This is a genomic window from Nodosilinea sp. E11 (assembly GCF_032813545.1).
GTDB lineage: Bacteria > Cyanobacteriota > Cyanobacteriia > Phormidesmidales > Phormidesmidaceae > Nodosilinea.
In genome coordinates this window covers 1,327,799-1,353,881 of the sequence record NZ_CP136520.1, presented here as the reverse complement: position 1 = coordinate 1,353,881, position 26,083 = coordinate 1,327,799, and the positions used below count along the sequence as shown (strand labels likewise).

At 57.5% G+C, this 26,083-nt stretch carries 21 protein-coding genes; 13 read left to right on the top strand and 8 right to left on the bottom strand.

The features are described 5' to 3' along the window. Window positions 1-188 precede the first annotated feature (188 nt). The 4 genes from RRF56_RS08360 (at window position 189) to RRF56_RS08345 (ending at window position 5,005) form a co-directional block, all read left to right on the top strand. On the top strand, window positions 189-1,442 hold the full coding sequence (locus RRF56_RS08360; protein WP_317037181.1) for a transposase: 1,254 nt from the start codon (window positions 189-191) through the stop codon (window positions 1,440-1,442). A 41-nt stretch (window positions 1,443-1,483) separates the two neighbouring features. Continuing rightward, complete coding sequence (locus RRF56_RS08355; protein WP_317038347.1) at window positions 1,484-1,843, top strand: AIM24 family protein; 360 nt, start codon at window positions 1,484-1,486, stop codon at window positions 1,841-1,843. 161 nt (window positions 1,844-2,004) lie between these two features. After that, window positions 2,005-4,359 carry a DNA helicase PcrA gene (gene pcrA, locus RRF56_RS08350; protein ID WP_317037180.1) on the top strand — a complete coding sequence of 785 codons (2,355 nt, stop codon included), beginning with the start codon at window positions 2,005-2,007 and terminating at the stop codon, window positions 4,357-4,359. Window positions 4,360-4,849: 490 nt separating this feature from the next. Beyond that, entirely contained in the window at window positions 4,850-5,005 is a 156-nt protein-coding gene (locus tag RRF56_RS08345; protein ID WP_317037179.1) for a lmo0937 family membrane protein, read from the top strand. 64 nt (window positions 5,006-5,069) lie between these two features. Here the strand turns inward: RRF56_RS08345 and RRF56_RS08340 are convergent, their stop codons facing one another. Next, complete coding sequence (locus RRF56_RS08340) at window positions 5,070-7,217, bottom strand: diguanylate cyclase domain-containing protein (RefSeq protein ID WP_317037178.1); 2,148 nt, start codon at window positions 7,215-7,217, stop codon at window positions 5,070-5,072. Window positions 7,218-7,637: 420 nt separating this feature from the next. Here RRF56_RS08340 and pstB point away from each other — a divergent pair, with 420 nt between their 5' ends. The 3 genes from pstB to RRF56_RS08325 all read left to right on the top strand — a co-directional run bounded on the left by pstB (window position 7,638) and on the right by RRF56_RS08325 (window position 11,019). Continuing rightward, window positions 7,638-8,441 carry a phosphate ABC transporter ATP-binding protein PstB gene (gene pstB / locus RRF56_RS08335; protein ID WP_317037177.1) on the top strand — a complete coding sequence of 268 codons (804 nt, stop codon included), beginning with the start codon at window positions 7,638-7,640 and terminating at the stop codon, window positions 8,439-8,441. A gap of 205 nt (window positions 8,442-8,646) precedes the next feature. Then, entirely contained in the window at window positions 8,647-10,101 is a 1,455-nt protein-coding gene (locus RRF56_RS08330; protein WP_317037176.1) for a BCD family MFS transporter, read from the top strand. Window positions 10,102-10,209: 108 nt separating this feature from the next. After that, window positions 10,210-11,019 carry an inositol monophosphatase family protein gene (locus tag RRF56_RS08325; protein WP_317037175.1) on the top strand — a complete coding sequence of 270 codons (810 nt, stop codon included), beginning with the start codon at window positions 10,210-10,212 and terminating at the stop codon, window positions 11,017-11,019. Window positions 11,020-11,080: 61 nt separating this feature from the next. Here the strand turns inward: RRF56_RS08325 and RRF56_RS08320 are convergent, their stop codons facing one another. Both RRF56_RS08320 and RRF56_RS08315 read right to left on the bottom strand, forming a co-directional pair. Further along, on the bottom strand, window positions 11,081-11,692 hold the full coding sequence (locus tag RRF56_RS08320) for a thylakoid membrane photosystem I accumulation factor (RefSeq protein ID WP_317037174.1): 612 nt from the start codon (window positions 11,690-11,692) through the stop codon (window positions 11,081-11,083). 96 nt (window positions 11,693-11,788) lie between these two features. Further along, window positions 11,789-12,409: a hypothetical protein gene (locus tag RRF56_RS08315; RefSeq protein WP_317037173.1), complete on the bottom strand. Its 621-nt coding sequence runs from the start codon at window positions 12,407-12,409 to the stop codon at window positions 11,789-11,791. 213 nt (window positions 12,410-12,622) lie between these two features. On the opposite strand from RRF56_RS08315, the gene ychF reads away from it, so the two are divergent. Both ychF and RRF56_RS08305 read left to right on the top strand, forming a co-directional pair. Further along, entirely contained in the window at window positions 12,623-13,714 is a 1,092-nt protein-coding gene (gene ychF, locus RRF56_RS08310; RefSeq protein WP_317037172.1) for a redox-regulated ATPase YchF, read from the top strand. A 133-nt stretch (window positions 13,715-13,847) separates the two neighbouring features. Beyond that, on the top strand, window positions 13,848-14,714 hold the full coding sequence (locus tag RRF56_RS08305; RefSeq protein ID WP_317037171.1) for a GDSL-type esterase/lipase family protein: 867 nt from the start codon (window positions 13,848-13,850) through the stop codon (window positions 14,712-14,714). A gap of 36 nt (window positions 14,715-14,750) precedes the next feature. Here the strand turns inward: RRF56_RS08305 and RRF56_RS08300 are convergent, their stop codons facing one another. Next, window positions 14,751-15,533, bottom strand: a complete 783-nt coding sequence (locus RRF56_RS08300) for a DUF6816 family protein (RefSeq protein ID WP_317037170.1) — start codon at window positions 15,531-15,533, stop codon at window positions 14,751-14,753. Window positions 15,534-16,013: 480 nt separating this feature from the next. Between RRF56_RS08300 and RRF56_RS08295 the strand changes: the two genes are divergently transcribed. After that, on the top strand, window positions 16,014-16,916 hold the full coding sequence (locus RRF56_RS08295; protein WP_317037169.1) for a pentapeptide repeat-containing protein: 903 nt from the start codon (window positions 16,014-16,016) through the stop codon (window positions 16,914-16,916). 134 nt (window positions 16,917-17,050) lie between these two features. On the opposite strand, the gene RRF56_RS08290 is transcribed toward RRF56_RS08295, so the two are convergent. Then, window positions 17,051-18,865, bottom strand: coding sequence for an alpha/beta hydrolase (locus RRF56_RS08290; protein ID WP_317037168.1), 1,815 nt, complete (start codon window positions 18,863-18,865; stop codon window positions 17,051-17,053). A gap of 256 nt (window positions 18,866-19,121) precedes the next feature. On the opposite strand from RRF56_RS08290, the gene RRF56_RS08285 reads away from it, so the two are divergent. Further along, window positions 19,122-19,613, top strand: a complete 492-nt coding sequence (locus RRF56_RS08285; RefSeq protein WP_317037167.1) for a cytochrome — start codon at window positions 19,122-19,124, stop codon at window positions 19,611-19,613. A 248-nt stretch (window positions 19,614-19,861) separates the two neighbouring features. Continuing rightward, window positions 19,862-20,146 (top strand): hypothetical protein, encoded by a 285-nt coding sequence (locus RRF56_RS08280; RefSeq protein WP_317037166.1) that lies wholly within the window; start codon window positions 19,862-19,864, stop codon window positions 20,144-20,146. Window positions 20,147-20,441: 295 nt separating this feature from the next. On the opposite strand, the gene RRF56_RS08275 is transcribed toward RRF56_RS08280, so the two are convergent. Then, the gene (locus RRF56_RS08275) at window positions 20,442-21,716 is read right to left on the bottom strand and encodes a cyclic nucleotide-binding domain-containing protein (protein ID WP_317037165.1); all 1,275 of its coding nucleotides are present in this window, start codon (window positions 21,714-21,716) and stop codon (window positions 20,442-20,444) included. Between the two features lie 114 nt (window positions 21,717-21,830). Between RRF56_RS08275 and RRF56_RS08270 the strand changes: the two genes are divergently transcribed. Then, entirely contained in the window at window positions 21,831-22,397 is a 567-nt protein-coding gene (locus RRF56_RS08270; protein WP_317037164.1) for a hypothetical protein, read from the top strand. Between the two features lie 19 nt (window positions 22,398-22,416). Here the strand turns inward: RRF56_RS08270 and RRF56_RS08265 are convergent, their stop codons facing one another. Together RRF56_RS08265 and sat are read right to left on the bottom strand one after the other, a co-directional pair. Beyond that, window positions 22,417-24,660, bottom strand: coding sequence for a caspase family protein (locus tag RRF56_RS08265; RefSeq protein WP_317037163.1), 2,244 nt, complete (start codon window positions 24,658-24,660; stop codon window positions 22,417-22,419). Window positions 24,661-24,694: 34 nt separating this feature from the next. Next, window positions 24,695-25,876 carry a sulfate adenylyltransferase gene (gene sat / locus RRF56_RS08260; protein WP_317037162.1) on the bottom strand — a complete coding sequence of 394 codons (1,182 nt, stop codon included), beginning with the start codon at window positions 25,874-25,876 and terminating at the stop codon, window positions 24,695-24,697. Window positions 25,877-26,083 lie beyond the last annotated feature (207 nt).

Here is a 26,083-nt window from a genome sequence, read left to right as displayed (position 1 = left end):
CAGGGTAGGCAAGCTTGGGGATAACTAGAGAGGCCAAGCTCTATCAACCTTCAACAATCTACCAGGTTCCGCCGCAGTGCTCCGCCCATAGACGAAGGCTTGGGGGGTGGTGAAGCGGCGGGCAACCAGGGGGAGCAATCAGTCACCCCTAAGAAATAGTCGATCATTTCTTAGGTTACAATGACTCTATGCTGAATATGACGTGGGAATTCAAGCTAGAGCCAACTGCCGAGCAGGTTTCAGGGATTGAGGACATCCTAGATGTGTGTCGCAATGTCTGGAACTTTGCGCTGCGGGAACGTAAAGACTGGCTGGATTCTCGCAAGTCTCCGGTAAATGCGTGTTCGATTCGGCAGGAGTTTATTCTGCCAGTCGATGCACCATTTCCTAACTATGCTCGTCAGTGCAAGTCGCTGACGGCAGCGAAAGCGGCATTCCCCCGGCTCAAGACTGTCAACGCCCAGGTCCTCCAGCAGGTCATTAGAAAGCTGGAAGCCTCCTGGGAGTCGTGGCGGTTGAAGCGGTCGGGGTTCCCTCGGTTCAAAAAGCCAAACCGGATGCGGTCTTTTTCTTTCCCTCAGATGCTCAAGCACTGCATCACACCAGAAGGGATTAAGCTGCCTCAACTAGGGTTGGTGAAGGTGCGCTGGTCGCGGGAGATCCCGGACCGCTTCGAGGTGAAACAGGCCCGGATCGTCCGCAAGGCATCGGGCTATTTCGTCATGCTTAGCCTCCAGGCTGATGTTGCTATTCCCGCCACGATGCCCCATGGACATCCGGTGGGGATTGATGTTGGGCTGGAATACTTTCTCTCGACGTCTGATGGAGAGCAGGTCAAGCGACCTCGCTTTTTCAATGAACTGCACCGCAAGCTGAAATTGCTGCAACGCAGGTTAAAGAGGAAGCAACAGGGGTCAGCTAACTGGCTGAAGCTCCAGAAGAGGATTGGGAGAGTCCATCAACGCATTGCCGACACGCGCAAAGACTGGCATTTTAAGCTGGCTCATCACCTCTGTGACGAGGCAGGGATGGTGTTTGTCGAAGATCTCGACTTCCGCATCATGGCCAAAGGGATGCTGGGTAAGCACATGCTAGACGCTGGGCTGGGTCAATTTACGAACCAAGTCCTGCCCTGGGTGTGCGTTAAGCGCGATGTGTTTTACGGCAAGGTTGAGGCACGGGGCACTAGCCAAGAGTGTCCTGATTGCAGGGCAGAGGTACGCAAAGACCTCTCAACCCGGATTCATCACTGCCACAACTGCGGGTCAATTAAGCCCCGTGATGTGGCAGCGGCTCAAGTTATTTCTGCCCGTGGGCAACGGGTGGTCGAAATTGCCTGTGGAGTCGAGGCGGCGGGGGCTGAGGTCACTCAGTCTAGCTGGCTGGCTGTGAAGCAGGAAATCTTTGGGGCGACTCAAGGAATCACCACCCATATCGCCTAGCGATTGGGTGGTGAGGATGTCAATGGAGCAGCGACGGCAGCATTGAGGTCTCGACTGAACGCAATAAACTCGTCACCGGTCTGGTGGGCGGTGAGGGGTTGTTTCAAACCAAGGTCAAAGGCACCGGCAAGGTGGTGATGGTGGCCCAGGGGCCGGTGGAAACGGTCACACTCCAAAACGACCGTCTGGTGGTAGACGGCAATTTTGCGATCGCCCGGTCCGGCTCCATCACCTATCGGGTCGAACAAGCCACGAAGTCTTTGCTGGGGTCGATGACCTCTGGCGAATTTCTGGTCAATATTTTTGAAGGCAGCGGCACCGTTCTCTTGGCCCCCATACCTTATTGGCAAGTTCTGCTGTTGCGGCAAATTGCGGCCAGCACCCCTAGTTCATCGAGTTAGCCAGGGCAGTTCAGTGCCCGATCTGGGAGCAAGGCTGCATTGCCACACCGGGTGATTCCCAGCCCTCAGATCGGGCTTAATCCAGGCTCACAGTCAGGCGGCTCACCCTCTCAGGGCACCGGGTGTCATACTTAATAGGCAAAAACCCTAACCGGCTACCGATGACTGACTTTCTCGCCCTGCTCAACCCCGCCCAACGCCAGTCTGTCGAGCACTACTGTGGGCCGCTACTGGTGGTAGCTGGGGCCGGGTCAGGCAAAACTCGGGCGCTCACCTACCGCATCGCCAACCTGGTGCTTACCCACAAGACCGACCCCGACAATATCTTGGCGGTCACCTTCACCAACAAGGCCGCCAAAGAAATGAAGGAGCGGATTGAGGTGCTATTTGCCGAGCAAGATGCCCAGGCTCGCTTTGGCAAATCGCTCTCGGCGCTGCCCCCGTACGATCAGACCAAGCTCAGATCCCAGGTGTATAAATCCATCACCAAGCATCTGTGGATTGGCACCTTTCACGCCCTCTGTGCCCGCATTCTGCGCTTCGACATTGAGAAATACCAGCATCCGGCGGGCTACCAGTGGACCAAAAACTTCTCAATTTTTGACGAGTCTGACGCCCAGGGCGTAGTCAAAACCATCGTCACCCAGACCCTAAATCTCGATGACAAAAAATTTAACCCCCGCTCTGTACGTTTCGCCATCAGCAACGCCAAAAACCAAAACCTGACGCCCGATGACCTAGAGCGGGAGCAGCCTAACTATCGGGGGCGAGTGATCGCCGATGTCTATCGCCTCTACCAAAAGGCCCTGGCAGAAAACAACTCTCTCGATTTTGACGACCTGATCTTGATGCCGGTGCACCTGTTTCAGCAGAACGAGCAGGTGCTGGCCTACTGGCACAAGCGCTTTCGCCACATTTTGGTAGATGAGTATCAGGATACCAACCGCACCCAGTACGATCTGATTCGCCTGCTGGCCACCAATGGTGAGTCGATCGCGACTTACAAAGACTGGAATCACCGCTCTGTTTTTGTCGTTGGTGATGCAGACCAGTCGATTTATTCCTTTAGAGCTGCCGACTTCACCATTCTGATGAACTTTCAGGATGACTTTGGCGACGGGCTGCCCGACGACGACACCCACACCATGGTGAAACTGGAGGAAAACTATCGCTCTACCTCAAATATTCTCGAAGTTGCCAATCACCTGATTGAAAACAACACCGAGCGCATTGACAAGGTGCTGCGGGCCACCCGAGGTGAGGGCGAAAGCATCTACGTCTATCGGGCCGACGATGAAAATGCCGAGGCTGACTTTGTGGTCAGCCAAATTCGCAACCTAGAGACTCAGCATCCAGAACTCAACTGGGGTGCCTTTGCCATTCTCTACCGCACCAACGCCCAGTCGCGCGCCTTTGAGGAGGTGCTGACCCGCTACAGCATTCCCTACCAGGTAGTGGGGGGGCTGAGGTTCTACGATCGCCGCGAGATTAAAGATGTGCTGGCGTATTTACGGGCGATCGCTAACCCTTTCGACACCGTCAGCCTCAAGCGGGTGATCAACGTGCCCCGGCGCGGCGTCGGCAAGGGCACCCTCGACAAGCTCGAACAGGCTACCCAAACCCTGGGCGGCATTCCCCTGTGGGAAATTCTCGCCGACGAAACCTCGGTGAAGACCCTGGCCGGGCGATCGTCTAAGGGCGTACTAGAATTTGCTGACATCATCAAAAAATATCGCCAGGGCATCGATGAGCAAAAGGGCTCTGAGATCATTCAGGGGGTACTCGAAGACAGCGGCTACCTAGCCGCCCTCAAGGCCGAGGGCACCGACGAAGCCGACGATCGCTTCGGCAACGTGCAAGAGCTTTACAACGCCGTGCTGCAATTTGAAGAAGAAAACGTTGACGACCCCTCACTCCTGGCATTTTTGTCCAATGCTTCCCTCGCCTCTGACATGGACGACAACAAAGAGGGCAAAAACGCCGTCTCACTGATGACCCTCCACTCCTCTAAGGGGCTTGAGTTTCCTGTCGTGTTTCTCGTCGGTCTAGAGCAGGGCCTGTTTCCCAACCACCGATCGCTCGAAGACCCCGCCGCCACCGAAGAAGAGCGCCGCCTTTGTTACGTGGGCATTACCCGCGCTAAGGAGCGCCTGTTTATCTCCCACGCTCGCGCCCGCCGCCTCTACGGCAATCGCGAACCTGCCAGCCCCTCACTGTTTTTGGGTGAATTGCCCCTCGACTTGATTACTGGCAACAGCAGCACAGGCATGCCCCAAAAGTGGAGCACCCCCCTGCGCGAAGCCCGCAACAAGAGCGAGGCCGCCGCTAAACCGGGCAGCGGTGCCCACGAGTCAGACTGGACTGTGGGCGATGTGGTGGTGCACAAATCCTACGGGGCGGGTGAGGTGACCCACATTTTTGGGGCGGGCAATAAGATTTGTTTGGCGATTCATTTTCAGGGTCAGGGCCGCAAAATTATCGATCCGAAAATTTCTGCTCTACAACGGGCGGAGTAAACCTCTTTAGCCCTACTCGGATGCCAACCTTATACCAAATCCTAGCTGTCTACCCCCGATTTGTAGGGATATTGCACTGCAAATCTCTACAAGGTATAGGTTGCAACTTGGAATTTTGTGAGTCGAGTTTAGTATTACTCATACTCTAGATAAAGATATTGTCGGGGGCGATCAGCTAAGCTTTGCGCATCATGCTTGGCGCTAAAAAACCATGCATCCTAGGGTTGCAGGGCTACGCTCAAATTGATTTTCTAAGGCAAGCGATTTGTTTTAGACCTGTAGCCAATCTAGTCGAGATGCTTGCTAAACAGACGTTTAATTGCTTGAACGTCTGAGGTTTTTGATGTCTTTTCTAATGAATCTATGGCTATCAAAAGCTTAGGGGGTGGAGCTGAAATAATCTCCAAACTTATTTTGGCAGCGTTGAGAATAAGCATTGATATCAAGCCAGCTATTGGCTAGGCAGCTTTAGTTTAAAGAGGTGAATCCCGTGGTAAATCTGATTTGGACCGCTATTGTAATTCTTGTTATCTTTTGGGTGTTGGGCTTTGCAATCAACATTGGTGGCAATTTAATTCATCTACTGCTGGTTTTAGCGGTAATTGGTCTGATCTACAACTTGTTAACTGGCCGCCGAGTGCTTTAGGTTAGCGATTTAAGCCCAGCAATTCTAATTCTCCTCACAAGCAATCTCTGGGATGGTTGGCGTCTTAAATGAGCCGAATCCAGTAGCGATCGCGCCCTCTCCGCTTCGCCTGATACAGGGCGGCATCGGCGGCGGCGATCAGGTCTTCGGGCGATTGATCGGTGGTGGGTACTACGCTGGCAATGCCAATGCTGATGGTGAGGTAGTCGCTGACGGGTGACTGAGGGTGGGCGATTTGCAGGGCGGCAATTTCGGCTTGCAGGGCTTTGGCGACAATTTCGGCTCCGGCACGGCGGGTGTTGGGTAAGATCACCGCAAACTCTTCGCCGCCGTAGCGGGCCAGCAGGTCGGCGGCTCGTTTTACAGCGCGGGTAGCTGCTGCTGCGATCGCAATCAGGGCCTCATCCCCCTGCTGGTGGCCCAGGCAATCGTTATAGGGCTTAAAAAAATCAACATCAAACATAATCAGCGACAGGGGCTGTTGTTCGCGCACCAGGCGTTGCCACTCTTGCTCTAGATATTGATCAAAGCGGCGACGGTTAGGAATCTGGGTGAGCCCGTCGAGGGTAGCCAACCGCCCTAATTTTTCGTTAGCCGTCTTGAGGGCCGTTTCCATGCCCTTGCGATCGGTGATGTCAATGCAGTTGGTAATCACGCCATTGACGGTGCCGCCAGTATCTCGAAAGGGGCTAATCACCACCTGGTACCAGCGTCGAGTGCCCACCCGGTCGATAATCTCTTGCTCCCCCTGGTAGGGCACCTGGGTTCCAATTACCTGCTGGTGAATGTGGTGCTGCTGGGCGGCCTCAGAGATCGAAATATTGGGGTTGAAGTCGGTATCGAGTTTGCCCACCATATCGGTGGGGGTAATGCCGTGGAGAGCAGCGCTGGCTCGGTTGGCCATTTTCACCCGCCCATGGCGGTCTTTGACCACAATAATGCTGGGAATGCTGTCGATCACATTTTGCAGAAACTGTCGCTGGCTGGCAATTGCGGCCTCAGCCTGCTTGCGTTCCGTAATGTCTCGGATAATGGCCAGCACTTCATTGGGGCCGCTGGTCACAATGCGAGACTCTTCGTAGTGCCAGCCCTTAGCGTTTTGAAATTGATACTCATAGACCTGGGGCTGGCCGGTTTGCAGGGCCAGGCGAATGTAGTGCATGCGCTCGGCAGCCATATCGGCGGGTAGCACTTCATGCATTGGTCGGCCAATCTGGGCGCTGGGCTCTACGATCAGATCGACCGATCCGGCGTTCATCACGTCGAGACATACGCCGTCGCCCGATAAACGCATCAACAAATCGGGAATGGCCTCTAAAATAATCCGCTGGGTGGCCTCGGCCTGGCGCAGGGCCGCGGTGCGATCGGCCACCTGGCGTTCAAGGGTTTGGTTGTAGTTGGCCAGTAGGGTTTGGGCCTGCTTGCGGGTAGTGATGTCTTGAAAGGCCGCGATCGCATATTCGACCTGGCCCGTTTGGTCAAAAATCGGCGTCGTCGCCATCTCAATCGGGATGGGTCGATTGCCGGGGCGCAGCTCAAGATCATCGGCCCAGCCAGCCTGTCCTCGCAGGGCTTGAGCAATGGGGAGATCAGCCGTGGGGTAGCGATCGCCACTGTTGACCCGGTAGGCAATGAAGGTCTCTTCTAAAGCGAGGGACGGCACCGAGGGCATGTCTTCGAGACAGAGCAAAATGCGAGCCTGCTGACTCGCAAACACCATCTGTCCCTGGCGATCGTACACGGCAATGCCTAACGGAATGCCGTCTAGAAACTGCCGCCATCGTCGCTCACTGCGCTGAATTTCCCTATTGAGGTGTTGCAGCTCAACGTTGAGATGTTCTAGTTCAGTAAACGAATCGCGCAGCTTGGCCCCCATGCCATTAAAGGCCCGCGCCAACTGGCCGAGTTCATCCAGGTTGTTGACCGGCAGGGGCGTTTGCCAATTGCCCTCGGCTGTAGCCTGAATGGCACGCTGCAGCTGGGCAATGGGCTGCAAAATGCGGTTCACCACCGCTAGCCCCACCACCACTGAGCAGCTAATTGCCCCCAGGCTGAGCAACGCCACGGGCCAACTGCCCAGATAGAACGTCAAAAAGCCCAGCAGCCCGACTACTGAGATAATTTGCAGCACAAACACCGCTACTAAAACCGTTTTGAGCGAAAAGGGTCTAAGCAAACGGCTTAGCGATCGGTAGAGGGGAAGTTTTGGCACTGGCTCAAGCGGCAAAATTAAGTGAAGCACAACACCCTACCTGTCTTTCTAGAATAAAACGCAAAGCCTGGCTCTGAAGGGCTGTCTGTGTCAGATGTTTATTAGTAAGCCCAGACTGGAGTGATGCGCCTATCCTAGGTGCTGGCTAGGGATTAGCCCGTGATCTTAAGCAGCCATTTCAACCCTGTGGAGAGGCCGACTGAGTGATTTAAAGCAGCACCAGAGCATTTTTCCTCGTTCTAAGGTTTTTTTCACAGGTTTTTGGATTGAAGCCAGCGCCGGAGCATTGGCCTCACGGTGCCTCTCCTCAAGGATCTTAAGCCCCTACCCCTTAGTCTCGCCTTAACCCTAAACGGAGTCCGGACTGCAATACTATGGGGTGAGTTCTTGTTCGAACTTTAGCGCGACCCTGGTGCCAAAATGTCAAACACCTATGCTCCACCTTCTACCGATGTGGCCCTTAAGGCCGAAAGCCTTCAGGTCTACTACGGGTCTAACCTGGCCGTTCGTGACGTTGATCTAGAGATTCCTCGCAACGAAATTGTGGCTTTTATTGGCCCCTCGGGTTGTGGCAAAAGCACCGTGTTGCGCTGTTTCAATCGCATGAACGACCTGATTGTCTCCTGCCGGGTCGAAGGCAAAATCACCTTCCACGGTGAAGATATCTACGCCGACAGAGTAGATGCCGTAGAGCTGCGCCGCAAGGTTGGCATGGTGTTTCAAAAGCCCAACCCCTTCCCCAAGTCGATCTACGAAAACATTGCCTGGGGTGCCCGCATTAACGGCTACAGAGGCGATATGGATGAGCTGGTCGAAACCGCCCTCAGCAAGGCCGCCCTGTGGGATGAGGTCAAAGATAAACTCAAGCAGAGTGGCCTATCTCTGTCGGGTGGTCAGCAGCAGCGCCTCTGTATTGCTCGGGCGATCGCCGTTCAGCCCGATGTCATTTTGATGGATGAGCCCTGCTCGGCCCTCGACCCAATCTCGACTATCAAGATCGAGGAAACCATGAAGCAGCTCAAGGAAGACTACACGATCATCATCGTTACTCACAACATGCAGCAGGCTTCGCGGGTGTCTGACCGCACCGCCTTCTACAACGCTGAGCCGACCGAGAAAGGCGGCAAGGTCGGTTACCTAGTCGAGTTCGATCGCACCGAAACCATGTTTAACAACCCCCGCGAGCAGTTTACCCGCGACTACGTGTCGGGTCGCTTCGGCTAGGGTAACCGCTTGGGAACATGGCCCAGGACGTTGCCTGACTTAAGAGCAATGCCTGAGCGACTTTCAAAAAAACAAAGCCTTACACTCGACAACCCAGGCCTGACCTGGGTTCTTTTTTGCCCTAGGCTCTAGGGCCATCTAGCGTTGCGGCCCGCCAATTAAGGTCTAAGGTATTACTATCCTCTGACGAGTTTTTCCATCCACTATGACAAGCCCAGATGTCTCACCCTCGGCTGCGGCAGCCGAGGCCAAGCCCACCCTCGGCATTCCCACTATGCTGCGTCTGGGAGTGTTTAATATGGGCCTGGGCATTATGTCGTTGCTCACCCTGGGGGTGCTCAACCGCATCATGATTGAGGAGCTCCAGGTGCCAGCGCTGATTGCGGCGGGCACCATTGCGGTGCACCAGTTCATGGCCCCGGCGCGGGTGTGGTTTGGTCAAATGTCTGACTCTAAGCCGCTACTGGGCTACCACCGCAGCGGCTACATCTGGATCGGCATTTCGGTGGTGGCGGTGACCTCGTTCTGCGCGGTGCAGGTGGTGTGGCGACTGGGCGAAGCCATGGCCACCTCGGGCTGGGGGCCAGCGGTATACCCCTGGGTGGGGCTGCTGGGGCTGCTGTTTGCGGTCTACGGCCTGGCCCTGAGTGCCACCTCGACCCCCTTTACTGCTCTGCTGGTCGATGTATCCGATGAAGACTCGCGATCGCGCCTGGTGGGCATCGGCTGGGCCATGCTGATGGTGGGTATTATCACCGGGGTAATCATCGTCTCGATTGTGCTGCGGCCCATTGACCTCGATGCGCCGATTGAGCAGGTGCAGCAGTCGGTGAACCGGCTGTTTGTGGTGGCCCCAGCGGTGGTGATTGGCTTGTCAATATTTAGCACCGTCGGCATTGAGCGCAAGTATTCGCGGCGATCGCAGCGCTCCATGGTCGCCGGACGCGAAGACAACATTACCCTGCCCCAGGCCCTGGGCATTCTCACCGCCAGCCGCCAGACTCGGCTGTTCTTTGGCTTTTTGCTGGTGCTCAGCCTCAGCCTGTTCATGCAAGATGCCATTCTCGAACCCTACGGCGGCGAAGTCTTTGGCATGACCATTGCCGAAACCACCCAGCTCAACGCCGCCTTTGGCATGGGTACCCTGCTGGGGATCATCGTCACCGGATGGTTGGTGGTGCCCCGGATTGGCAAAAAGCGCACCGTCACCATTGGCTGCGGCTGGGCGGCCCTGAGCCTGCTGGGCATTACCCTCTCGGGGTTAACCGGGGCACCGCCGGTGCTGCTAGGGGCGGTGTTTTGCTTTGGCATTGCCTCGGGGGTGCTCACCCTGGGGGCGATCGTGCTGATGCTCGACCTGACGGTGGCCGAAACGGCGGGCACCTTTATTGGGGCCTGGGGGTTGGCCCAGGCGATCGCTCGGGGAAGCGCCACGGTGCTGGGCGGCGGCGTGCTCGATCTGGGCCGGGGGCTTTTGGGTCTGTTTCACGCGGGCGAAGTGCCGGCCTCTCAAACGTTTATGGCCTATGGGCTAGTCTTTATGGTGCAGGCGATGGGTATGGTGCTGGCGGTGGTGCTGCTGCGCCGGGTTAACATTCAAGAATTTCAGGCCAATGCTAGGGCCGCGATCACGGCGGCTTTAGAAAGCGATATGGACTAGTGGCGGAAGGCAGAAGGATGAAGGCAGAAGGCAGACATGAAATTCTCGATGTAGTGACGCTTCCCCACGGCACAGATAGGGCGGCTACATCCCTCTTTGAGGACTAAGATGCAAAACTTTTGGGATCAGGTGCTGGCCTTTGCTGAGGCGATCACGACCACCGTGGGCGAAAAGCTGCTGGTCGATTTTGGCCAGGTGCAGGCCGATTTGAAGGCGGATGGCAGTTTGGTGACCCGGTGCGATCGCTGGTCAGATGACACCCTGCGCGCCGCCATTCGTGAAGCATTCCCCGACCACGGCGTGCTCAGCGAAGAGGTTGAGCACATCTTCCCGGCCACCGACTGGTGCTGGATCATTGACCCGATCGACGGCACCACCAACTTCACGCGGGGTATTCCGGTGTGGGGCATTTCGTTGGGCCTGCTGTACCGGGGTACCCCAGTGTTTGGCTATGTGGCCATGCCGCCCTTACGCCAATCGTTCTATGGCTACTGGCCAGGGCACAGCGGTCTGGAGATGCCCAGCGGGGCCTTCTGTAACGGTCGCCCGATTCACACGAGCGAGGCTGAACCGGACAAAACCCAGTTCTTTAGCCTCTGCGCTCGCAGTACGGCGGTGCTAGCTAACCCTTTTCCCTGCAAGATTCGCATGCTGGGCTCGGCGGCCTATAACCTGCTGATTGTGGGGGCCGGCTGGGCGATCGGCGCGGTCGAGGCCACGCCTAAGATCTGGGATATTGCGGCGGTGTGGGCGATCGCGCAGGCTGCTGGTGCTACCTGGGTGCCGCTGGATGATCTGAACCCCTTCCCCCTAGAGGTGGGCAAAGATTATAGCGATCGCCCCTACCCCACCCTGGCCACCGCTCAGGCCTCATGGATAGAGCGGTTTCGTCCCCTCGTGCAGCGGGTTGTGCCGTAATGGTCTGTCGTCAAAACCCCTGTTAGCACAGTTGCCTAAAACAGTTGCCTAAATTGGCTCGCTACTGGGGCACCAGTTCGGTATTCACTTCGTTGATGGGGCGGCGGCGCAGTTCTTCTGACTCACTGCGAGGCAGCAGATCAAAGGCTTCGCGCATGGCATCGTCGATTGCCTCGTAGGCGACAATCCCCGTTTCATTCAGCAGCAGCTTGCCCTCGGTGTCAAACACCAGGGTTTGGGGCACGGCATTTTTAAAGTAGTAGCCCGGCTCATTGGGTGCGTAGGCATCTTTGACCGGAATCGAGTCGGCCATGATCGGGATGAAGTTGGCCACCCGGCCATAGGGAGCCTGAAGCTGGGAGATCACCGACGAAAATTTCTTGCAGTCGCTGCTGTCGTCAACGTAGATCACGACCAGAGATACCTTGCCGTACTTAAGCGACTGCTCCAGGCTGACCTTGGGGGGCACCAGCGACCCATTGCCCGCGTAAAGGGCAAAGATATTGCCGTCGTAGTTGTCGTCGGTGAGGCCCGCTAGTGCGGTAGGCTGCCCGCCTAAGCCCAGCCACAGCACCAGGGCAGCACAAACGAGTCCGATCGCTTGCCCCAGCCGGTGCCGGACCTCTGAGGAGAGACGATGGGTGGAGAAATGTGCGATGAGCCAGCGCAGCATGGCAGTGATGTCCTTGGTCTAGAGCCTGTATTCTTGGGCCTTGAGTTGTCACACTTGCAAAGCCACAGACTCTATTAGGCCACAGAATGGGGTTGCTTATTGCTGGGCTTCCCGAAATTCTTGTGCGATCGCTCGCATGGCCTCGCTGTTGGCTACGCGCAAATCGTCCGGGGTCCAGACTACGACCTGGTAATAGTTGTCGCCCATCTCAACGGTGGTGTGCAGGTAGGCGACGGGGCGCTGAGACACTTCACCGCGCACCTCGTATTGCACCGCCGGAAAGCCGTTGATCCGCTCTACGCCGGTGCGGGCTTGGTTGCCGATGACTTGAGCAAAGCCCCCCTTGAGAATTTGCAGATAGAAATTGGCTTGGTCTTCAAGGTTGCCGGGAGCCACGGCGTTGCGGTCTTCCCCCAGCACGATCAAAAACATGCTTTGGTCAAGGTTGTGGGCCTCTAGGTCGGCATTGGGATGCAGACTGCCGGTGGGAGCGGCCTGCCAACCGTTTTGCAGGCGCAGACGCACGGGCTTGAGGCGGCTTACCAGGGTGTCGTCTCGAAAGGAGCGATCGACCCGCTGGCTGTCCATGGTGCCGTTGCCATCGAGCGATCGCGACAGCCCCAGGGTGCCACATCCGGTGACTCCCAGGGCCACTGCTGCAACTACTAGCAGCGATCGCAGCCCACCTTGCCCTCTCCACCCAGTTTTACCAGCCATAGCTCCACCCTTTGCGGTCTCAGGTTCTGTCAGCTTCAAGGGTATAGCAACACCTCCGCAATCGCCCCATCCTCCCATATGCTAGATAGGGGTTTAAGGTGCAAGGTCTCGGGTGCAAGGTCTCAGGTGCAAGGTTTGAGCTCAGCCCTGAACTTGAACCCTGAGATCATTTCACCACACCCTTCCCCGTTGCCCCAAATCTAGAGTTATCCCATGTTACGAGCTGGCATTGTTGGGCTGCCCAACGTTGGCAAATCAACCCTATTTAACGCTGTAGTGGCCAATGCCAAGGCCCAGGCGGCAAACTTTCCCTTCTGTACCATCGAGCCTAACGTGGGCATCGTCGCGGTGCCCGATGGCCGCTTACAGGTGCTGGCCGACCTCTCTAGCTCCGACGAAATTGTGCCTGCTCGGGTTGAGTTTGTCGATATTGCGGGCCTGGTGCAGGGTGCCAGCCAGGGAGAAGGGCTGGGCAACCAGTTTTTAGCCAACATTCGCGAAGTCGATGCGATCGTCCATGTGGTGCGCTGCTTTGACGACGACGACATCATCCACGTCTCGGGATCTGTCGACCCGGTGCGCGACATTGAGGTGATCAACCTGGAACTGGCTCTGGCCGACCTGTCCCAGCTAGAGCGTCGGGTAGATCGGGTACGCAAACTGGCCCGCGCCGACAAAGAGGCCCAGGCTGAGCTGGCGATTCTCGAAAAAATTCTGCCGGTGCTCAACGAGGGCAAAACTGCCCGCCAAGTCGAACTAGACGACGAAGCCGAGGCAATTATTAAGCCCCTGGGGCTGCTCACCCGCAAGCCCGTGATCTATGCCACCAACGTGTCTGAAGATGACCTAGCTAGCGGCAATGCCTGGGTTGAACAGGTGCGAGCTGTAGCGGCGGCAGAAGACGCCCAGGTGGTAGTCATCTCGGCCCAGGTCGAGTCTGAACTAGTCGATCTCAACGACGCCGAGCGCAAAGACTTTCTCGAAGCCCTCGGGGTTGAAGAAGGCGGCCTCAAGACCCTGATTCGCGCTACCTACGAGCTCCTGGGCCTGCGCACCTACTTCACCACCGGCCCGAAAGAAACTCGTGCTTGGACGATCAAAGCGGGTATGGTTGCCCCCCAGGCTGCAGGGGTAATTCACACCGACTTTGAGCGGGGCTTTATTCGCGCTGAAACCGTGGCCTACAACGATCTGGTTGCCGCTGGCTCGATGGCCACCGCCAAAGATAAGGGCCAGGTGCGCAGCGAGGGCAAAGAGTATGTGGTACAAGAAGGCGACGTCATGCTGTTTCGCTTTAATGTGTAACCCATTGTTACCATCCCACCAGGATAGACGCGAAAACTATGGCTACAACAGTGGTCTGTAGGAGAAAATCTATCTACAATTTGAGCCATTGGGGGCGCGGACAGCTTGGCCCCAGCTCTGTAGGTATATAGCCGTGGCATCACCGCTTCAACCCTATCCTCAGCTTCGATCAGTGCTGCAACGATTGCAGGGGGTGCCCCCTTGGGCACTGCTGTCGCTGGTGATCAATGGGCTGCTGTTCATTACGGTGGTTGTCATGCTGCGGCAGCTCAGCCGTGCTGGAGACGATGTGCTGCGCCAAGCTAACGCCTTCGCCGCCGACCCCTACGTAGCTGTGGCCCCCTTTGACCCTGAATTGGGCAGGCGTCATAGCCTTGACTATGAGCAGTGGGTAGCCCTGCTAGCGGCTGAGGCCCAGGCAGCGGTGGCGCTTAACGCCCCGCGCCAAAATATTTTGCTGGGTGACTCGCTTACCCTGTGGTTTCCCTCTACGATGCTGCCGGGGCGCAAAACCTGGATCAATCAAGCGATCTCGGGTGAAAATACCGGCGGTCTGCGCGATCGCCTCTACCTGCTTGACGACACCTCTCCCGAGGCGGTGTTCATCATGGTGGGCATCAACGATTTGATCTGGGGCGGCTCGGAGGCTGACTTGGTCTACAACGTGCGCCGCATGGTGAACTACCTGCGCCAAACTCACCCCGAGGCGCGGGTGGTGGTGCAGTCGATCTTGCCCCACGGCGGCGAAACGGCTACGTGGGAAGGCCGCGATCGCCTACTGACCCTTTCCCCCGATCGGGTGCGCGAGGTCAACGACCAACTCAAGCTCGTGGCCGTCGAAACCGGAGCCGACTTTCTCAACCTTTACCCGCTGTTCGCCAATGGCGACGGCTATCTGCGTGCCGACCTGACTACCGATGGCCTACACCTCAACCAAAACGGCTATATGGTGTGGCGCACGGCCCTGGCCCTGTTCAACGAAACCGATTTTCAGCCCTAGGGGCGGTCGGCTTGATGCCCAGCTTCGAAGGCTGCTCTAAACCCCTGTCGGAGCCAACGCCAACTGATAGCGGTAGAGCGCCACAGGCTGATTTTGCGCCTTGAGAAAGTCAGGGTCTTGGGGCGAGAGATAGACGGCGGTCACCTGGTCGGCAACCACACCCTGGTCAATCTGGCGGTAGGCCGTCGTCGTCTCGACCTCGTTAAAGTAGGGTATTGCTCCCCCTCGAAACACCTGCTGAAACCGCTCCACGGTGATGAACCGATCGTCGGCGGTTTCGATCGCCCGGGCGGTTACGGTCGACTCTAGCTGGCGGTTCTGCCGGAGCAAGGTGATCTGGCGATTGGGGTTACTGGGGTCAACCTTTACCGCCCTCACCGTCGCCGCGCCCAGGTAGGCACGGGCCATACTTAGCCCGTTAAAGGCGCGATCGGCCACGGTCTGGGGCTGCCTCGTCACGATGGGAACCAGGCCTGGCGATGGTCTATTCACCGCCACAAAGCGCACTGGGCAGGTGACAGGTTCTCCTAGGTGCGCTTGGTTACTCTCAAACCCAGGACTCACTAGGTCAGGGGCTAGGGGAGCCGCTAGATCAACGAGAGTACTGGTCAGCTGCCACTCTCCCCGCAACCAGTCTGGATAAACCAAGTCTCCCTGGGCGGCGGGCAGAGCCGTTTTGTGCTCCCAATTTGGGAAAGCGGCTAGGCGATCGGCGATTGGCCCTGCTTGGGCTTGGCCGCTGCACAGCAGCCACACCGTCAGCAGCAACGTCAACCAAAACAAACGGCGGCGCAGCAGGGTTAGGAGCGATCGAGGCATAGGGCAATACCTAAAGCAACAAGCTAGAACAACCTGATGGCCACTTTGATTGAGGCTAGCGGCGGTAGGTAGGTAATCCCTATTCTGAGGGAAACCTGGTGGTAGAGATCACCTTAAATCAGCCCTAACGGACCAAAGTTAATGCCTAAAACAAGTTCATCATAGATGCTCTCGCCAAGCCGCACTGGCTCAGATAGGTTGTAATAGAAGATAGAAGCCGTTAGCCCCGATTGGCTGGGTCAATTGGCTGATTTCCTCTCCAGTTTGGGTTAGGCGAAGTTGAGACCTGTTAAGGTGACAAAACTCAAGCGGTCAGGCCAGAGTAACTGCTTTACTCGGAGTAATCGCCTGACAATCCTAGGTCATCTAGGTTAAATCATCTACCCTAAGATAGATGCCCTAGCAACTCCTTTGCTCGTTGCTACTCAGCTTTTCAAGGCTGTGGTCATTCCTAATCATCGTTGCTGTTGAGGATTGTCTTTGGAAACTCTGCCTTCTAGTGCTCAACCCCCCGATACCCCCGTAGAGATTACTGCTGCGGGTTTGCTAGAACGCTACGCAGCAGGGGAACGAGACTTTCGCGGCATTCAGCTGATTGGCGCTGACCTGAGTGACCAAACCCTCAGCGGAGCCAATTTTCGTCAGTCAAATCTGCAAAACACCAGCTTTCGGGGAGCCACCTTGGTGGGGGTCAACTTTCGCGAAGCTAAGCTCACCGACATCAATTTTGAACAGGCCACGCTGACCTTGGCCAATTTAATTGGAGCCGATATTGCCGATGGGTGTCTGGTGCGGGCCGATCTGAGCGAAGCGGGCATGCGCAGTGCCAACCTTGTAAGAGCCGATCTCAGCGAGGCCATCTTGCGGGAAACTAACCTCAACGAAGCTGTGCTCGATCATGCCACCCTGCAAGGAGCGGTATTGAGCGAAGCTAGCCTTAGCCGAGGTCGTCTGCTGGCTGCTAACCTCAGCCACGCTAACCTGGAGCACGCCAACTTAACTAGCGCGCTGATGAATCGGGCTAGTCTCAAAAACGCTAGTTTGGTTGGGGCTGTGTTTACTGGGGCCACCCTAGAGGGGGCCGATTTTCAATCGGCCAATCTAAGCCGAGCCAAGTTAACCAGCACTAATCTAGTCAATGTCAACTTGTCTTACGCCAATTTGCGGGGGGCCAACCTGAGTTGGAGCTCACTGCGGGGGGCCAATCTGCGCGGCGCTACCCTCTATCGCACTCGGTTGAGTTGGTCGAACCTCAGCGGGGCTGACCTCACCGATGCTGTGATGATTAACGCTAAGCTCGACTACACTAACCTGCGACGCACCGATGTTCACGGCGCTATTATGCCCGATGGCTACACGATGGGATCCAAGGGCGAGGCCTAGGGTTGGGTTTGGAGTAGTGCGTTATACCCAATCCGAATCCCATGCCCCCGATTCCCAAGCGGCCAACCCGTAGGGGCGCGTGGCATGTGCCCTGCTAACAAACAGGATTCAGTAGAGCCTAAGCGTGTTTTTGGTTAGGGTGTCGCTTGGCGGGGTTCGCGGTGGTTGGCCTGCATGGGCACCGTGGGCCACAAAAACGGCCAGTACACGGATGTCAGCGACGGGGGGGTGTTGCGCAAGTAGGTGATCATCTGCCGCTGCAACGCCTGAAACTGGTCTTGAATGGCCAACGCCTCCAGGTGCAACAGCGAGGGTAGATAGCTAATTAGCCCTTCCTGACGGTGTAGCGTTTGGTGCAGTCGGGGCCAGCTAGCTAGTCCTTCGGGTACTGTCTGACTCAGACGCAATGACAGGCTGGTGGTCGAAAAGGTGGTGGCTGTAGCCGGGTCGAGAGCGGGGGCGTAGGCTTCGGCCTCGGCGGTTTGCTGCATGACAAAGCTCAGGCTGAGGCCCTGGAAAAAGATGCGCAGGGGGGCGGTAGTGACATCGGGCAATTCGGGCATAAACGGAATGCGGCCCAGGTCAGCATTGAGGTTGTTGGGGTCGCCGATGCTCAGGTGCGATCCACCGACCATGGTAACCAGGTGTTTGTTGCTAGGCAGCTGCATAAAGGGTCGCAGCTGCTGACTCGCCATGGGGGTAACGGTGTCGTGGGTGGCGGCCAACACTAGAGTGGGCACCCGTACCCGGCTTAGCCCAGCCTCACCAAACAGCAGGCCGGTGAGAGGATTGGCCACAATCAGCTGAGAAATGCGATCGTCGCGCAGATTGGCGTATTTAACCGGCAGGTCGAGGGCGGCGCACTGAAGCCAGTCGGCGGGGGAAACATTGACTGGGTTGAGGGTTTGGCAGTAGGTTTCGAGCGATCGCAGATCGAGGGCTGCCCCTGCCAGCGCCAGCCCTGTGTAGCCCCCCAGGGAATGACCAATGAAGGTGACGTCGCGGGTGTTGATGCGATCGCGCAGGCTGTAAGAGTGACGGTTAATCTTTTCTAGGCGATCGAGCACGAAGCTAATGTCGCGAGGGCGATCGAGAAACTCGGTGGCGGGTAAGATGCGGCTCTGAGAGGCGACCCCAGGCAGGTCATCAGCAGGAAGCGACAGCAGAGCCGCCACGTTGCTGCCCGGATGCTCGACTGCCACCACCGTGAGCCCGTGGGAGGCCAGGTGCTGGGCTAAATAAGCAAAGAAGCGGCGATCGGCCCCAAACCCGTGGGAGATCACCACCAGGGGGCCGTGGCTGTCTTGGCTCCAGTAGATATCGACCGGAATGCTGCGATCGCGGCTGCGATCGCGCAGGATCAGTTCCCAGCGCTCTACGTTAGAGGGGCCAGTCGCAAAGGGGTCGGGGCCAAGCAGAGTCACCGGATCGGTTGCCTCGGGCTCTGGGGCCTGGCGCAGCACCCGGCTGAGGGCTTTGCTTTCCATCTGGGCTAGGCGAAACTGAGACGCCAGGGTAATCAGGGTGCCCACGTTAATTTCGAGGGTGTCCTGGGGCATGGCCCGCAAAATGCCCAGCAGCGTCAGCCCCGACTCGGCTTTAGACATCTGCTCTAGGGTGATTCGCAGATCGGTGGCCGACAGGTTGGGGGCGATCGCCCGAAGGGTGTCGAGTAGCTGCGCGCCACCGGGCGTATTTAAAATTTCGTCTAAGATAACTTGACCAACCTCTGGCTCTAGGGTAATTTCGCCCTGGAGCGTCTCCTGAATGCTGGCGTTGAGCAATGGGCGATACAACCGCAGCGAGCCAGGCACCTCTCCGGTGGTGGCGAAGGTCTGCAAATCGTCAAGGCTTACCGTTTGGGAAAACCGCCCCAATCGTACTGTCACCGATTCTGCGGCGGCGGCAGATGGGCTGAGGGCCAGACCACCCGCTATCAGCCCGCTCATTACCAAGGCTAAACTACCCCACCGTCGACGCTGTATCGGAGCAACCAAACCACTAAAACAAGACACTATAGATCGCACGGTAAAACGGCAGGATCAGGAGTACGAAGGTAGGGCACAGCAACGATTCAGGACAGGCAATGGGTTCACTGTTCCCAAATTCTCTCCATTAGTTAACTTAATCTAAACGACAGCACCCCTCGGTGGTGGGATTTCATCATCAAGTTTTTTTGCAATTGCCCAACACGACATTCACCCTATGACCGAGATTGTCATTGGCGTTATGGGGCCAGGGGCCGCCGCTACCCCAGCCCAGCTAGAGACAGCCTACGCCCTCGGATACGCGCTAGCCTCTACCGGATGGGTGGTCCTTACCGGTGGGCGCGCTGCTGGTGTGATGGCGTCGGCCTGCCGAGGAGCCAAAGCGGCTGGCGGGCTGACCCTGGGAATTTTGCCCTCCGCCGATGGTCACGATATGTCAGCAGATATTGATATTCCTATTCTGACGGGGCTGGGCGATGCCCGTAACGCGATCAACGTGCTGTCGAGCCGGGTCGTGGTGGCCTGTGGTCTTGGCCCTGGCACTGCCTCAGAAATCGCCCTGGCTCTTAAAGCCGAAAAGCCAGTGATTTTAATGGCTATGGACCCCAGCGCGATCGCCCTGTGGCAGAGTTTGGCCACCGGGGCGATCGCGATCGCCCCTACCGTTGAGGCGGTTATCGACCAAATTCGAGAATGGCTACAGCCCTAGGGCAGGCTAAGGGGGCTACCCAATAGCTCTGGTTGGCTAGCTCATACCAACTCCTATTGGTATATTCCCGATTTGTAGGGGCATGGCAGTGCAATGCTCCCTACGAGGTATCGGCTTCGAATCGGGGTTGTGTGACTCGGATGTGGTATCAGCGCTCAGATCGGCAACAGACTCAGAGTTTGGGGCCGACAACCGCCGAAAAGTTGGCTAATGTAAGCTAAGAGCTAAGCCCTCCATTCGCTGGTGCCATGACCGATAACAAACCATCGCCCAGAGAGAATTTTCTCTTTCCCCGCAGCAAGTACTGGGGCGAGTTTACGCCGCAGCAGCTAGCCTTCAACGCTAACCTGCAAGAATTTGCCCAGCGAGTGTCCTTTGTGTGCAACTTAGAAACCGGCGGCAAGATGTCCGCTGATGATGCCTACGACGAAATCAGGCGGCTGTGGAAAGACCTAAAGAAATCTAAGGCCAACTTGATTGACGCCGAAACTTTACCGCCGCCCGAGTTGCCGCCCGACAATTCTGGAATATGAGGCATTGAAGGTTGTGACGGCAGACCCAAACCGGCTCTAGCCACTGTGGCGTTACCCATGGCTTAGCCTCGCTTAAAACGTGAGTTCGACAAAAAATGATTTTTTGGAAAAACCGTTTAATCATCCCCGCTTGGAAGGGGTAGGGGTGGGTTCATTGGGGATAAGAAGCTTTTTCCCGGTTTGGAAGCTTACTCTCTGTCGCCCTTTTGACCCACCCTGCCCTCCGGGCACCCCTCCTAGGAGGGGATGGGGCCAGCTTTTCTGCTGCATAAAATGTCATCGAACTGACGTTTTCCTAAAACGCCAGGGAGGCGAGATAAAAGCTGACTAGAAACCCGGCAATGGTTGAAAACGTGATCGACCCACCGCCCATTTCGTAGGCTTCGGGCATCATTGTGCTGGCCACCATGGCCAGAATGGCCCCCCCAGCCGTCGCTTGGGCCACCGCTAGCACCCATTCAGACAACACGTTGACCATCAGGCTACCGACCACCGCCATCAGGCCGCTAAGCAGCACCGCACCGCTCCACAGGGCCAAAATGCGTCCCCCAGACGTACCGGCCTGGCGCATGCCAATCGAACTCGACATTGCCTCGGGAATATTAGAAATAAACACCGCCATCAAAAAAGAGGCCCCGGTATGGCCCAGGCCGGTGTGAAAGCCAATCACTAGCGCCTCGGGAATGTTGTCGATCAGGGTGCCCACCAGAATGGCCAGGGGGGCAGAGCTCTGGGCGAGTTCTTTAAACTGCTGTTCGGAAATGGGGATGTCAACTTCTACGCTGTCGAGCACCTGTCGCCGCCAGCGATCGTCGTCGATTAGAACGGGCTTGGTGGTTGACTGGGTAGTTTCGCGCAGTCGTCGAGCCAAAATGCGGCTCAATCCGCTAGAGATTTGAGGCGCATAGGTGAGCATGGCGTCGAAATCAGCCTTGTCTAGCTCATAGAGTTCCATGGAGGTTTTAGCCAGCACCGTGGCCGATCGCTCCTCACCGGTTAGCAGCGCCATTTCGCCAAAGATTTCACCCGCCCCCAGGGCGGCCAGCCGCTGCTGACCCTTATAGATTTCGGCTTCGCCGTCCACGATTAAAAACATTGAGCTACCGGGGGCACCCTCCCGACATAGCACAGTTTCTGGCTCCACCTGAAGGGGTTTTAGCAGCGGGATAATCGCCTGCATTTCAGCCGGGGAGAGGCTGTGGAGCACCTCAATGTGGCCAATGCGATCGAGCACCTCCGAGGCCTCGTCTTGGCGGTGGTGATAGAGAAAACGCCGCGACGACGAAGGGTGCCGAATAAAGCCCCCCTGGTTGTCGATGTAGGTGACAATCACCGTAAACAGGGTGCCCCCCAGGGCAAACCCCACTACCAGAGGCCAAAAGCCGCTGCTGGTGTAGGCTGGTAACGTAATGTCAAAGGCGATCGCCGATAGCAGAGTGCCGCTGCCAAAGGCCATGATCGCCGCTGTAATCGATCGTGCCGGTCGCCAGGCAATGCCCAAGACCGCCCCCACCAATAGGCTAGAGGCCGCTAACAACCCTTGAACTAATGCCGCCAACGGAATGCTCATTACCGCAGTGACCGGGAGTGCAATAACCGGGCATGATGATCAGAGTACTGCACAATGCTCCGCTTCCTGGCAAACTAGAGCCTAAGGATTTTATCGCTCACCGCCTCCGTTGCTATGACCCCACCCAGTCAGCGCCGTCGGCGCTCTGCCCCTGCCCCCGCCCGGCGATCGCGCCCGCCCGCTCGATCCTCATCTCAGCGGCGACCTTTTGTGGGGCTATGGCTGCTGTGCGGGCTGCTCTACGCCGCCGTCGGAGTCATTATCGTGGCTTTGGCCCCTCCCTGGGTCTGGTTAGTGGCGGTGGCAGGGGCGTTGGTTCAGAGTTTGGCCCTGGCTGGTCCCCAAACGCTACAGCGCTTCCGTTGGCTAGCAGCGAACCTGGTGGTCTTGGGTAGCATCTTGGGTGGCACAGCCCTGGCGGTAGCTATTTCTATTGCTCTCAACCATTTGGGGGTCAACAACCTCGACGAGTTAGCCATTGGCCGTGCCGTGATTGAAGTGGCGCTTTACAGTCTGCTGGCGGCGCTGCTGGCGGTGCTGTGTAGTCTGGTCACCACTACCCTGGGCGATCGCCTCCTGCGCCGCTATCAAGGCCGTACCATCACTGTGGTGCTCCTGGGTACCTGCCTGCTGGGGCTGGCCATTGGTGGCGCACTAGGTATGCTGATCGCCCCAGCTTAGCCAATAGGGGTTTAGCCTGTTAAGCAATGTCGTAGCGAAAGCTCAGGGTTGTCCAGCGATCGTGATGCAGGGCATAGGCGTCTTGGACGGCAGACTTACCCTCGGTGTTGGGATCTAGGCTGAGGTCTTGGAGGAGCGCCTGGGCTAACTTTAGAGGCTTAGGGACAGGGCGAAAGCCCGCATCTAAGGATGGCGGTTCACCACTCAGAACGGCCAGGCAACGATCGAGGGGCTGGGTGCTGAGAATCAGGTAAGCCTCAACCCAGGTAGCTGATCCGGGCATGGCCCAGCCTGCACCATCCCTGGGTTGAGGTAACAGCTGTCCTGCCTCCAGCAGCCTAGGGGCTGGGATTTGATCAGTGTCTTCCTCGGGGTTGACCTCGGAGAGATTGACCAGGGCAGTGCATTCTCCCCGGCTATTGAAGTTGATCCACAGCAGGTGCAGGGCCTGGGCCGTAGTGTTGGCAATGCGGTAACCAATCCGGCTGTCTCGGGGCAGCAGTAGGGGGCCAGCAGTGGCCAGAGATTTTTGGGCCTGGCGAATTGCCAAGGGCCAGGCCTCAGGAAGACGACGTTCGGTAGTCTGTACCTCCAGGGGGCGAAGCTGAGGCTGCACGGTCTCTAGCACTGCCGCTACTGCCAGTTGGGACGAAGCGCGGTTTTCGGTGAGGCGCACCAGCTTTAGGGCTAGCAGGGTTTGTAGATAGGGGGCCAGCCGGTTGACGGCTGTTTTAACGGCCTCTTCTTTAGCCAGCATTGTGCCGGGCAACAGGGTGCGATTGGGGGCAAACAGCCCATAGCTGCTCTCAGGAGGCAGGTTGATGCCTGGCTTAGGGCCAGCGGTCGTGGCACCGGGTAACGCGGCGGTAAGGGTGGGGGCCGGGCCGGTGGGCAACCGACCAAACAGACAGTCGGCCGCTTTTTCTCCGGCGGTCACGGCTGTAACCAGGGGCAGACCCGCCAGGGCGCTGGTGGCGTCAACCCGCTCAACCCGCTTGAGCTGGCTATCGAGGGCCACCACCAGATCAATGGTTTGAGGCAGCACCCGCACCCGTTCGTAGACGGGCTGTCGAGCTAGGGTGGCCAGGGTTAGATTAGCGGATGCAAGGGGTTTAGCTGTGCTCTTGAGTCCCAGCCGCGACTCTAGGCGCAGGGGGATAGTCTGGCCCGTCGGAGAGGTAACTTCTAGCTGAGACCCGGGCTGGAGATAGCGCAGCACCTGGGGAGGCACCCCTCCTAGCCATAGGGTCAGAGGGCGATCGCTGCCGCTAGACAGCACCACCCCTTCAGCCCCTGCTGACTGCGGCTGAAGGCCATAGACTCCGGGGCCACTGCGAGCGGGTAGGCGATCGCTCACTACTGGCCGTTGATCGGCTCCTACCCACCGCTGGAGGTATCGCTCGGCCCGCTGGATCAAAGCCTGGGTCGATGGGGTGGGCGGCCCCGCCCACAGACTTTGGGTGAGGGCGTAGGTGAATACCCCGGCGCTAAAGCCCTCCCACTGGCTTTCTAGCACTAGTCGACCTGTATCGGCGGCCCGCAGCAATAGCCCTGGCCAGGGGAGAGTCAAGGGATCGCCCAGGGGCAGTGAGGGATCTCCCAGCGCAGCGAACGTGCCGGTGGGTACTGTGGGGCGCGATCGCACCCGCGAGTTACCCCAGCGCAAATATCCGGCATCCTGGCTACCGGCGTCTATCACGGTGGTCAGGTTGGGCGTGGCCAGGTGAGCCAGGCGGGCTACGACTTCGGCTTCTAGCAGATCCGCCAAAGCCGGAGAGTCTTCACTGGGTAAGTGGCTGTCTGCGGTGACCCAGGCCAGGTGCAGGGAGCTGTTCTCCGCCGCCCCCTGCACCTGCACCTGGCTGCCGTAGCCACTAAAGTGCAGCACCACTACGTCATCGGCCTGGGCTTGTTGCACCAGGTGTTCGTCAATCGCCGTTAAAATGCCGGCGCGAGTGGCTTCCTGGTTAGTCAGGGTGACCACATCCACCGGCTGAAAGCCAAACCGATGGACCAATAGCTGTCGCTGGAGATCAATATCGGTGAGGCAACCCCGCAGGGCAACGTCTTGAGCCACCCCAGGATCGAGGGCGCGATCGGGGTAGGCATTAATGCCAATCAGCAGGGCGAGTTTTCGACGGGCGGGCTTAGCCAACGCTTGCTGATACTGGTTTGAGCCGGCCAGCAGGGCCGTGCCCCCCACCCCCAGCGCCCCCAGGGCCAGACTTGCCTGCTGCAAAAACGCCCGTCGATTCAGTCTCACCGAGTTAATCGCATCCTAATTGCTAGGGTTGAACTTAGCTAACGGCTTCAGCCACCTGCATGGCTTTAGCCAATTCTGCGGCTACTTCGGGCCGCGAAAACTCAGGCGGGGGTAGCTCGCCCCGACGCAGCATTTCACGCACTTTAGTACCGGACAGGTGAATGCGCTCTTCCTTCGTGCTAGGGCTGGTTTTAGACGTCGCCATCCCCCCGGTGCGGGTGCAGTAGAAAGCATGCTCAAACTTCATCGGCACAATGCCCAACTCCGCTGGCTCAAACTCATCAAAGATGTACTGAGCGTCGTAGGTGCCATAGTAATCGCCTACCCCAGCGTGGTCACGGCCCACAATGAAGTGGGTGCAGCCATAGTTCTTGCGAATAAGCGCATGGAAAATGGCTTCCCTAGGCCCAGCGTAGCGCATTGCGGAGGGATTGATCGCAAGAATCACTCGCTCCTGGGGGAAGTAGTGCTCCATCATAATTTCGTAGCAGCGCATACGCACATCGGCGGGGATATCGTCGGATTTGGTGGCCCCCACCAGCGGATGCAAAAATAGGCCATCGACGGTTTCTAGGGCGCACTTTTGGATGTACTCGTGGGCGCGGTGGATGGGGTTGCGGGTTTGGAAACCAACAACGGTCTTCCAGTTGCGATCGCGAAACATGGCCCGCGATGCCGCCGGATCGACCTGGTAGGTGGGGAACAGAGGATGGGGATCGCGCTGCATGAGCCACACCGGTCCCGCCAAATTCACTGCCCCCTGTTCGTAGACCACCTTGACGCCAGGGTGCTTGTCTTCGTCGGTGCGGTAGACATTGATCGCCTCATGGGCCTTGTCGTAGGTGTATTTTTCTTCTAGCTCTAGCACCCCGACAAAGCGGCCGCTGGGGTCGTCGAGGCGCACCAGACTGCCCTCTTTCAAGGGGGCGGCGATCGCCTCATCCACCGATAGCGTCACCGGAATTGCCCAGGGTAAGCCGTTGGCCAGGCGCATGTCGGTGACTACGGTATCGTAGTCAGCTTTCTTCATGAAGCCCTCTAGGGGGCTAAAGCCGCCAATGGCAATCATCACCAGATCAGAAAAAGCCCGCTCATCCAGGCTGACCCGAGGCAGGGTATCGGCTTGGTCTAAATAAACTGCTGTTTTGTCGGGGGCCACCAGGCGATCGATCAGGGTGCCGCCGTGGGGGGCAATGCCGTCTTTTTGTAGAGTCATTGAGATACTGCTGCCTTCTGCGTGAGATTAAGTGAAACAAAGGGAACGGGGAAACAGCCAACCCTGGCGAGTTGGTATTAACCCCGATTCTCCGGTGGACAATAGGGGTTAACCGCCTTGTTCTATGAAATTACATCTTGGGATCAATGTCACCCAGCTAACCCAGGTATTCGTCGCTTGTCAGGGTAGCCGGGAATAGCTCGGCCC

Excerpts from the sequence above, each read along its gene's own strand:
- RRF56_RS08360 (WP_317037181.1), top strand. The coding sequence starts at position 189 with ATGCTGAATATGACGTGGGAATTCAAGCTAGAGCCAACTGCCGAGCAG.
- pcrA (WP_317037180.1), top strand. The coding sequence starts at position 2,005 with ATGACTGACTTTCTCGCCCTGCTCAACCCCGCCCAACGCCAGTCTGTC.
- pstB (WP_317037177.1), top strand. The coding sequence starts at position 7,638 with ATGTCAAACACCTATGCTCCACCTTCTACCGATGTGGCCCTTAAGGCC.
- RRF56_RS08330 (WP_317037176.1), top strand. The coding sequence starts at position 8,647 with ATGACAAGCCCAGATGTCTCACCCTCGGCTGCGGCAGCCGAGGCCAAG.
- RRF56_RS08325 (WP_317037175.1), top strand. The coding sequence starts at position 10,210 with ATGCAAAACTTTTGGGATCAGGTGCTGGCCTTTGCTGAGGCGATCACG.
- RRF56_RS08320 (WP_317037174.1), bottom strand. The coding sequence starts at position 11,692 with ATGCTGCGCTGGCTCATCGCACATTTCTCCACCCATCGTCTCTCCTCA.
- RRF56_RS08315 (WP_317037173.1), bottom strand. The coding sequence starts at position 12,409 with ATGGCTGGTAAAACTGGGTGGAGAGGGCAAGGTGGGCTGCGATCGCTG.
- ychF (WP_317037172.1), top strand. The coding sequence starts at position 12,623 with ATGTTACGAGCTGGCATTGTTGGGCTGCCCAACGTTGGCAAATCAACC.
- RRF56_RS08300 (WP_317037170.1), bottom strand. The coding sequence starts at position 15,533 with ATGCCTCGATCGCTCCTAACCCTGCTGCGCCGCCGTTTGTTTTGGTTG.
- RRF56_RS08290 (WP_317037168.1), bottom strand. The coding sequence starts at position 18,865 with ATGAGCGGGCTGATAGCGGGTGGTCTGGCCCTCAGCCCATCTGCCGCC.
- RRF56_RS08285 (WP_317037167.1), top strand. The coding sequence starts at position 19,122 with ATGACCGAGATTGTCATTGGCGTTATGGGGCCAGGGGCCGCCGCTACC.
- RRF56_RS08280 (WP_317037166.1), top strand. The coding sequence starts at position 19,862 with ATGACCGATAACAAACCATCGCCCAGAGAGAATTTTCTCTTTCCCCGC.
- RRF56_RS08275 (WP_317037165.1), bottom strand. The coding sequence starts at position 21,716 with ATGAGCATTCCGTTGGCGGCATTAGTTCAAGGGTTGTTAGCGGCCTCT.
- RRF56_RS08270 (WP_317037164.1), top strand. The coding sequence starts at position 21,831 with ATGACCCCACCCAGTCAGCGCCGTCGGCGCTCTGCCCCTGCCCCCGCC.
- sat (WP_317037162.1), bottom strand. The coding sequence starts at position 25,876 with ATGACTCTACAAAAAGACGGCATTGCCCCCCACGGCGGCACCCTGATC.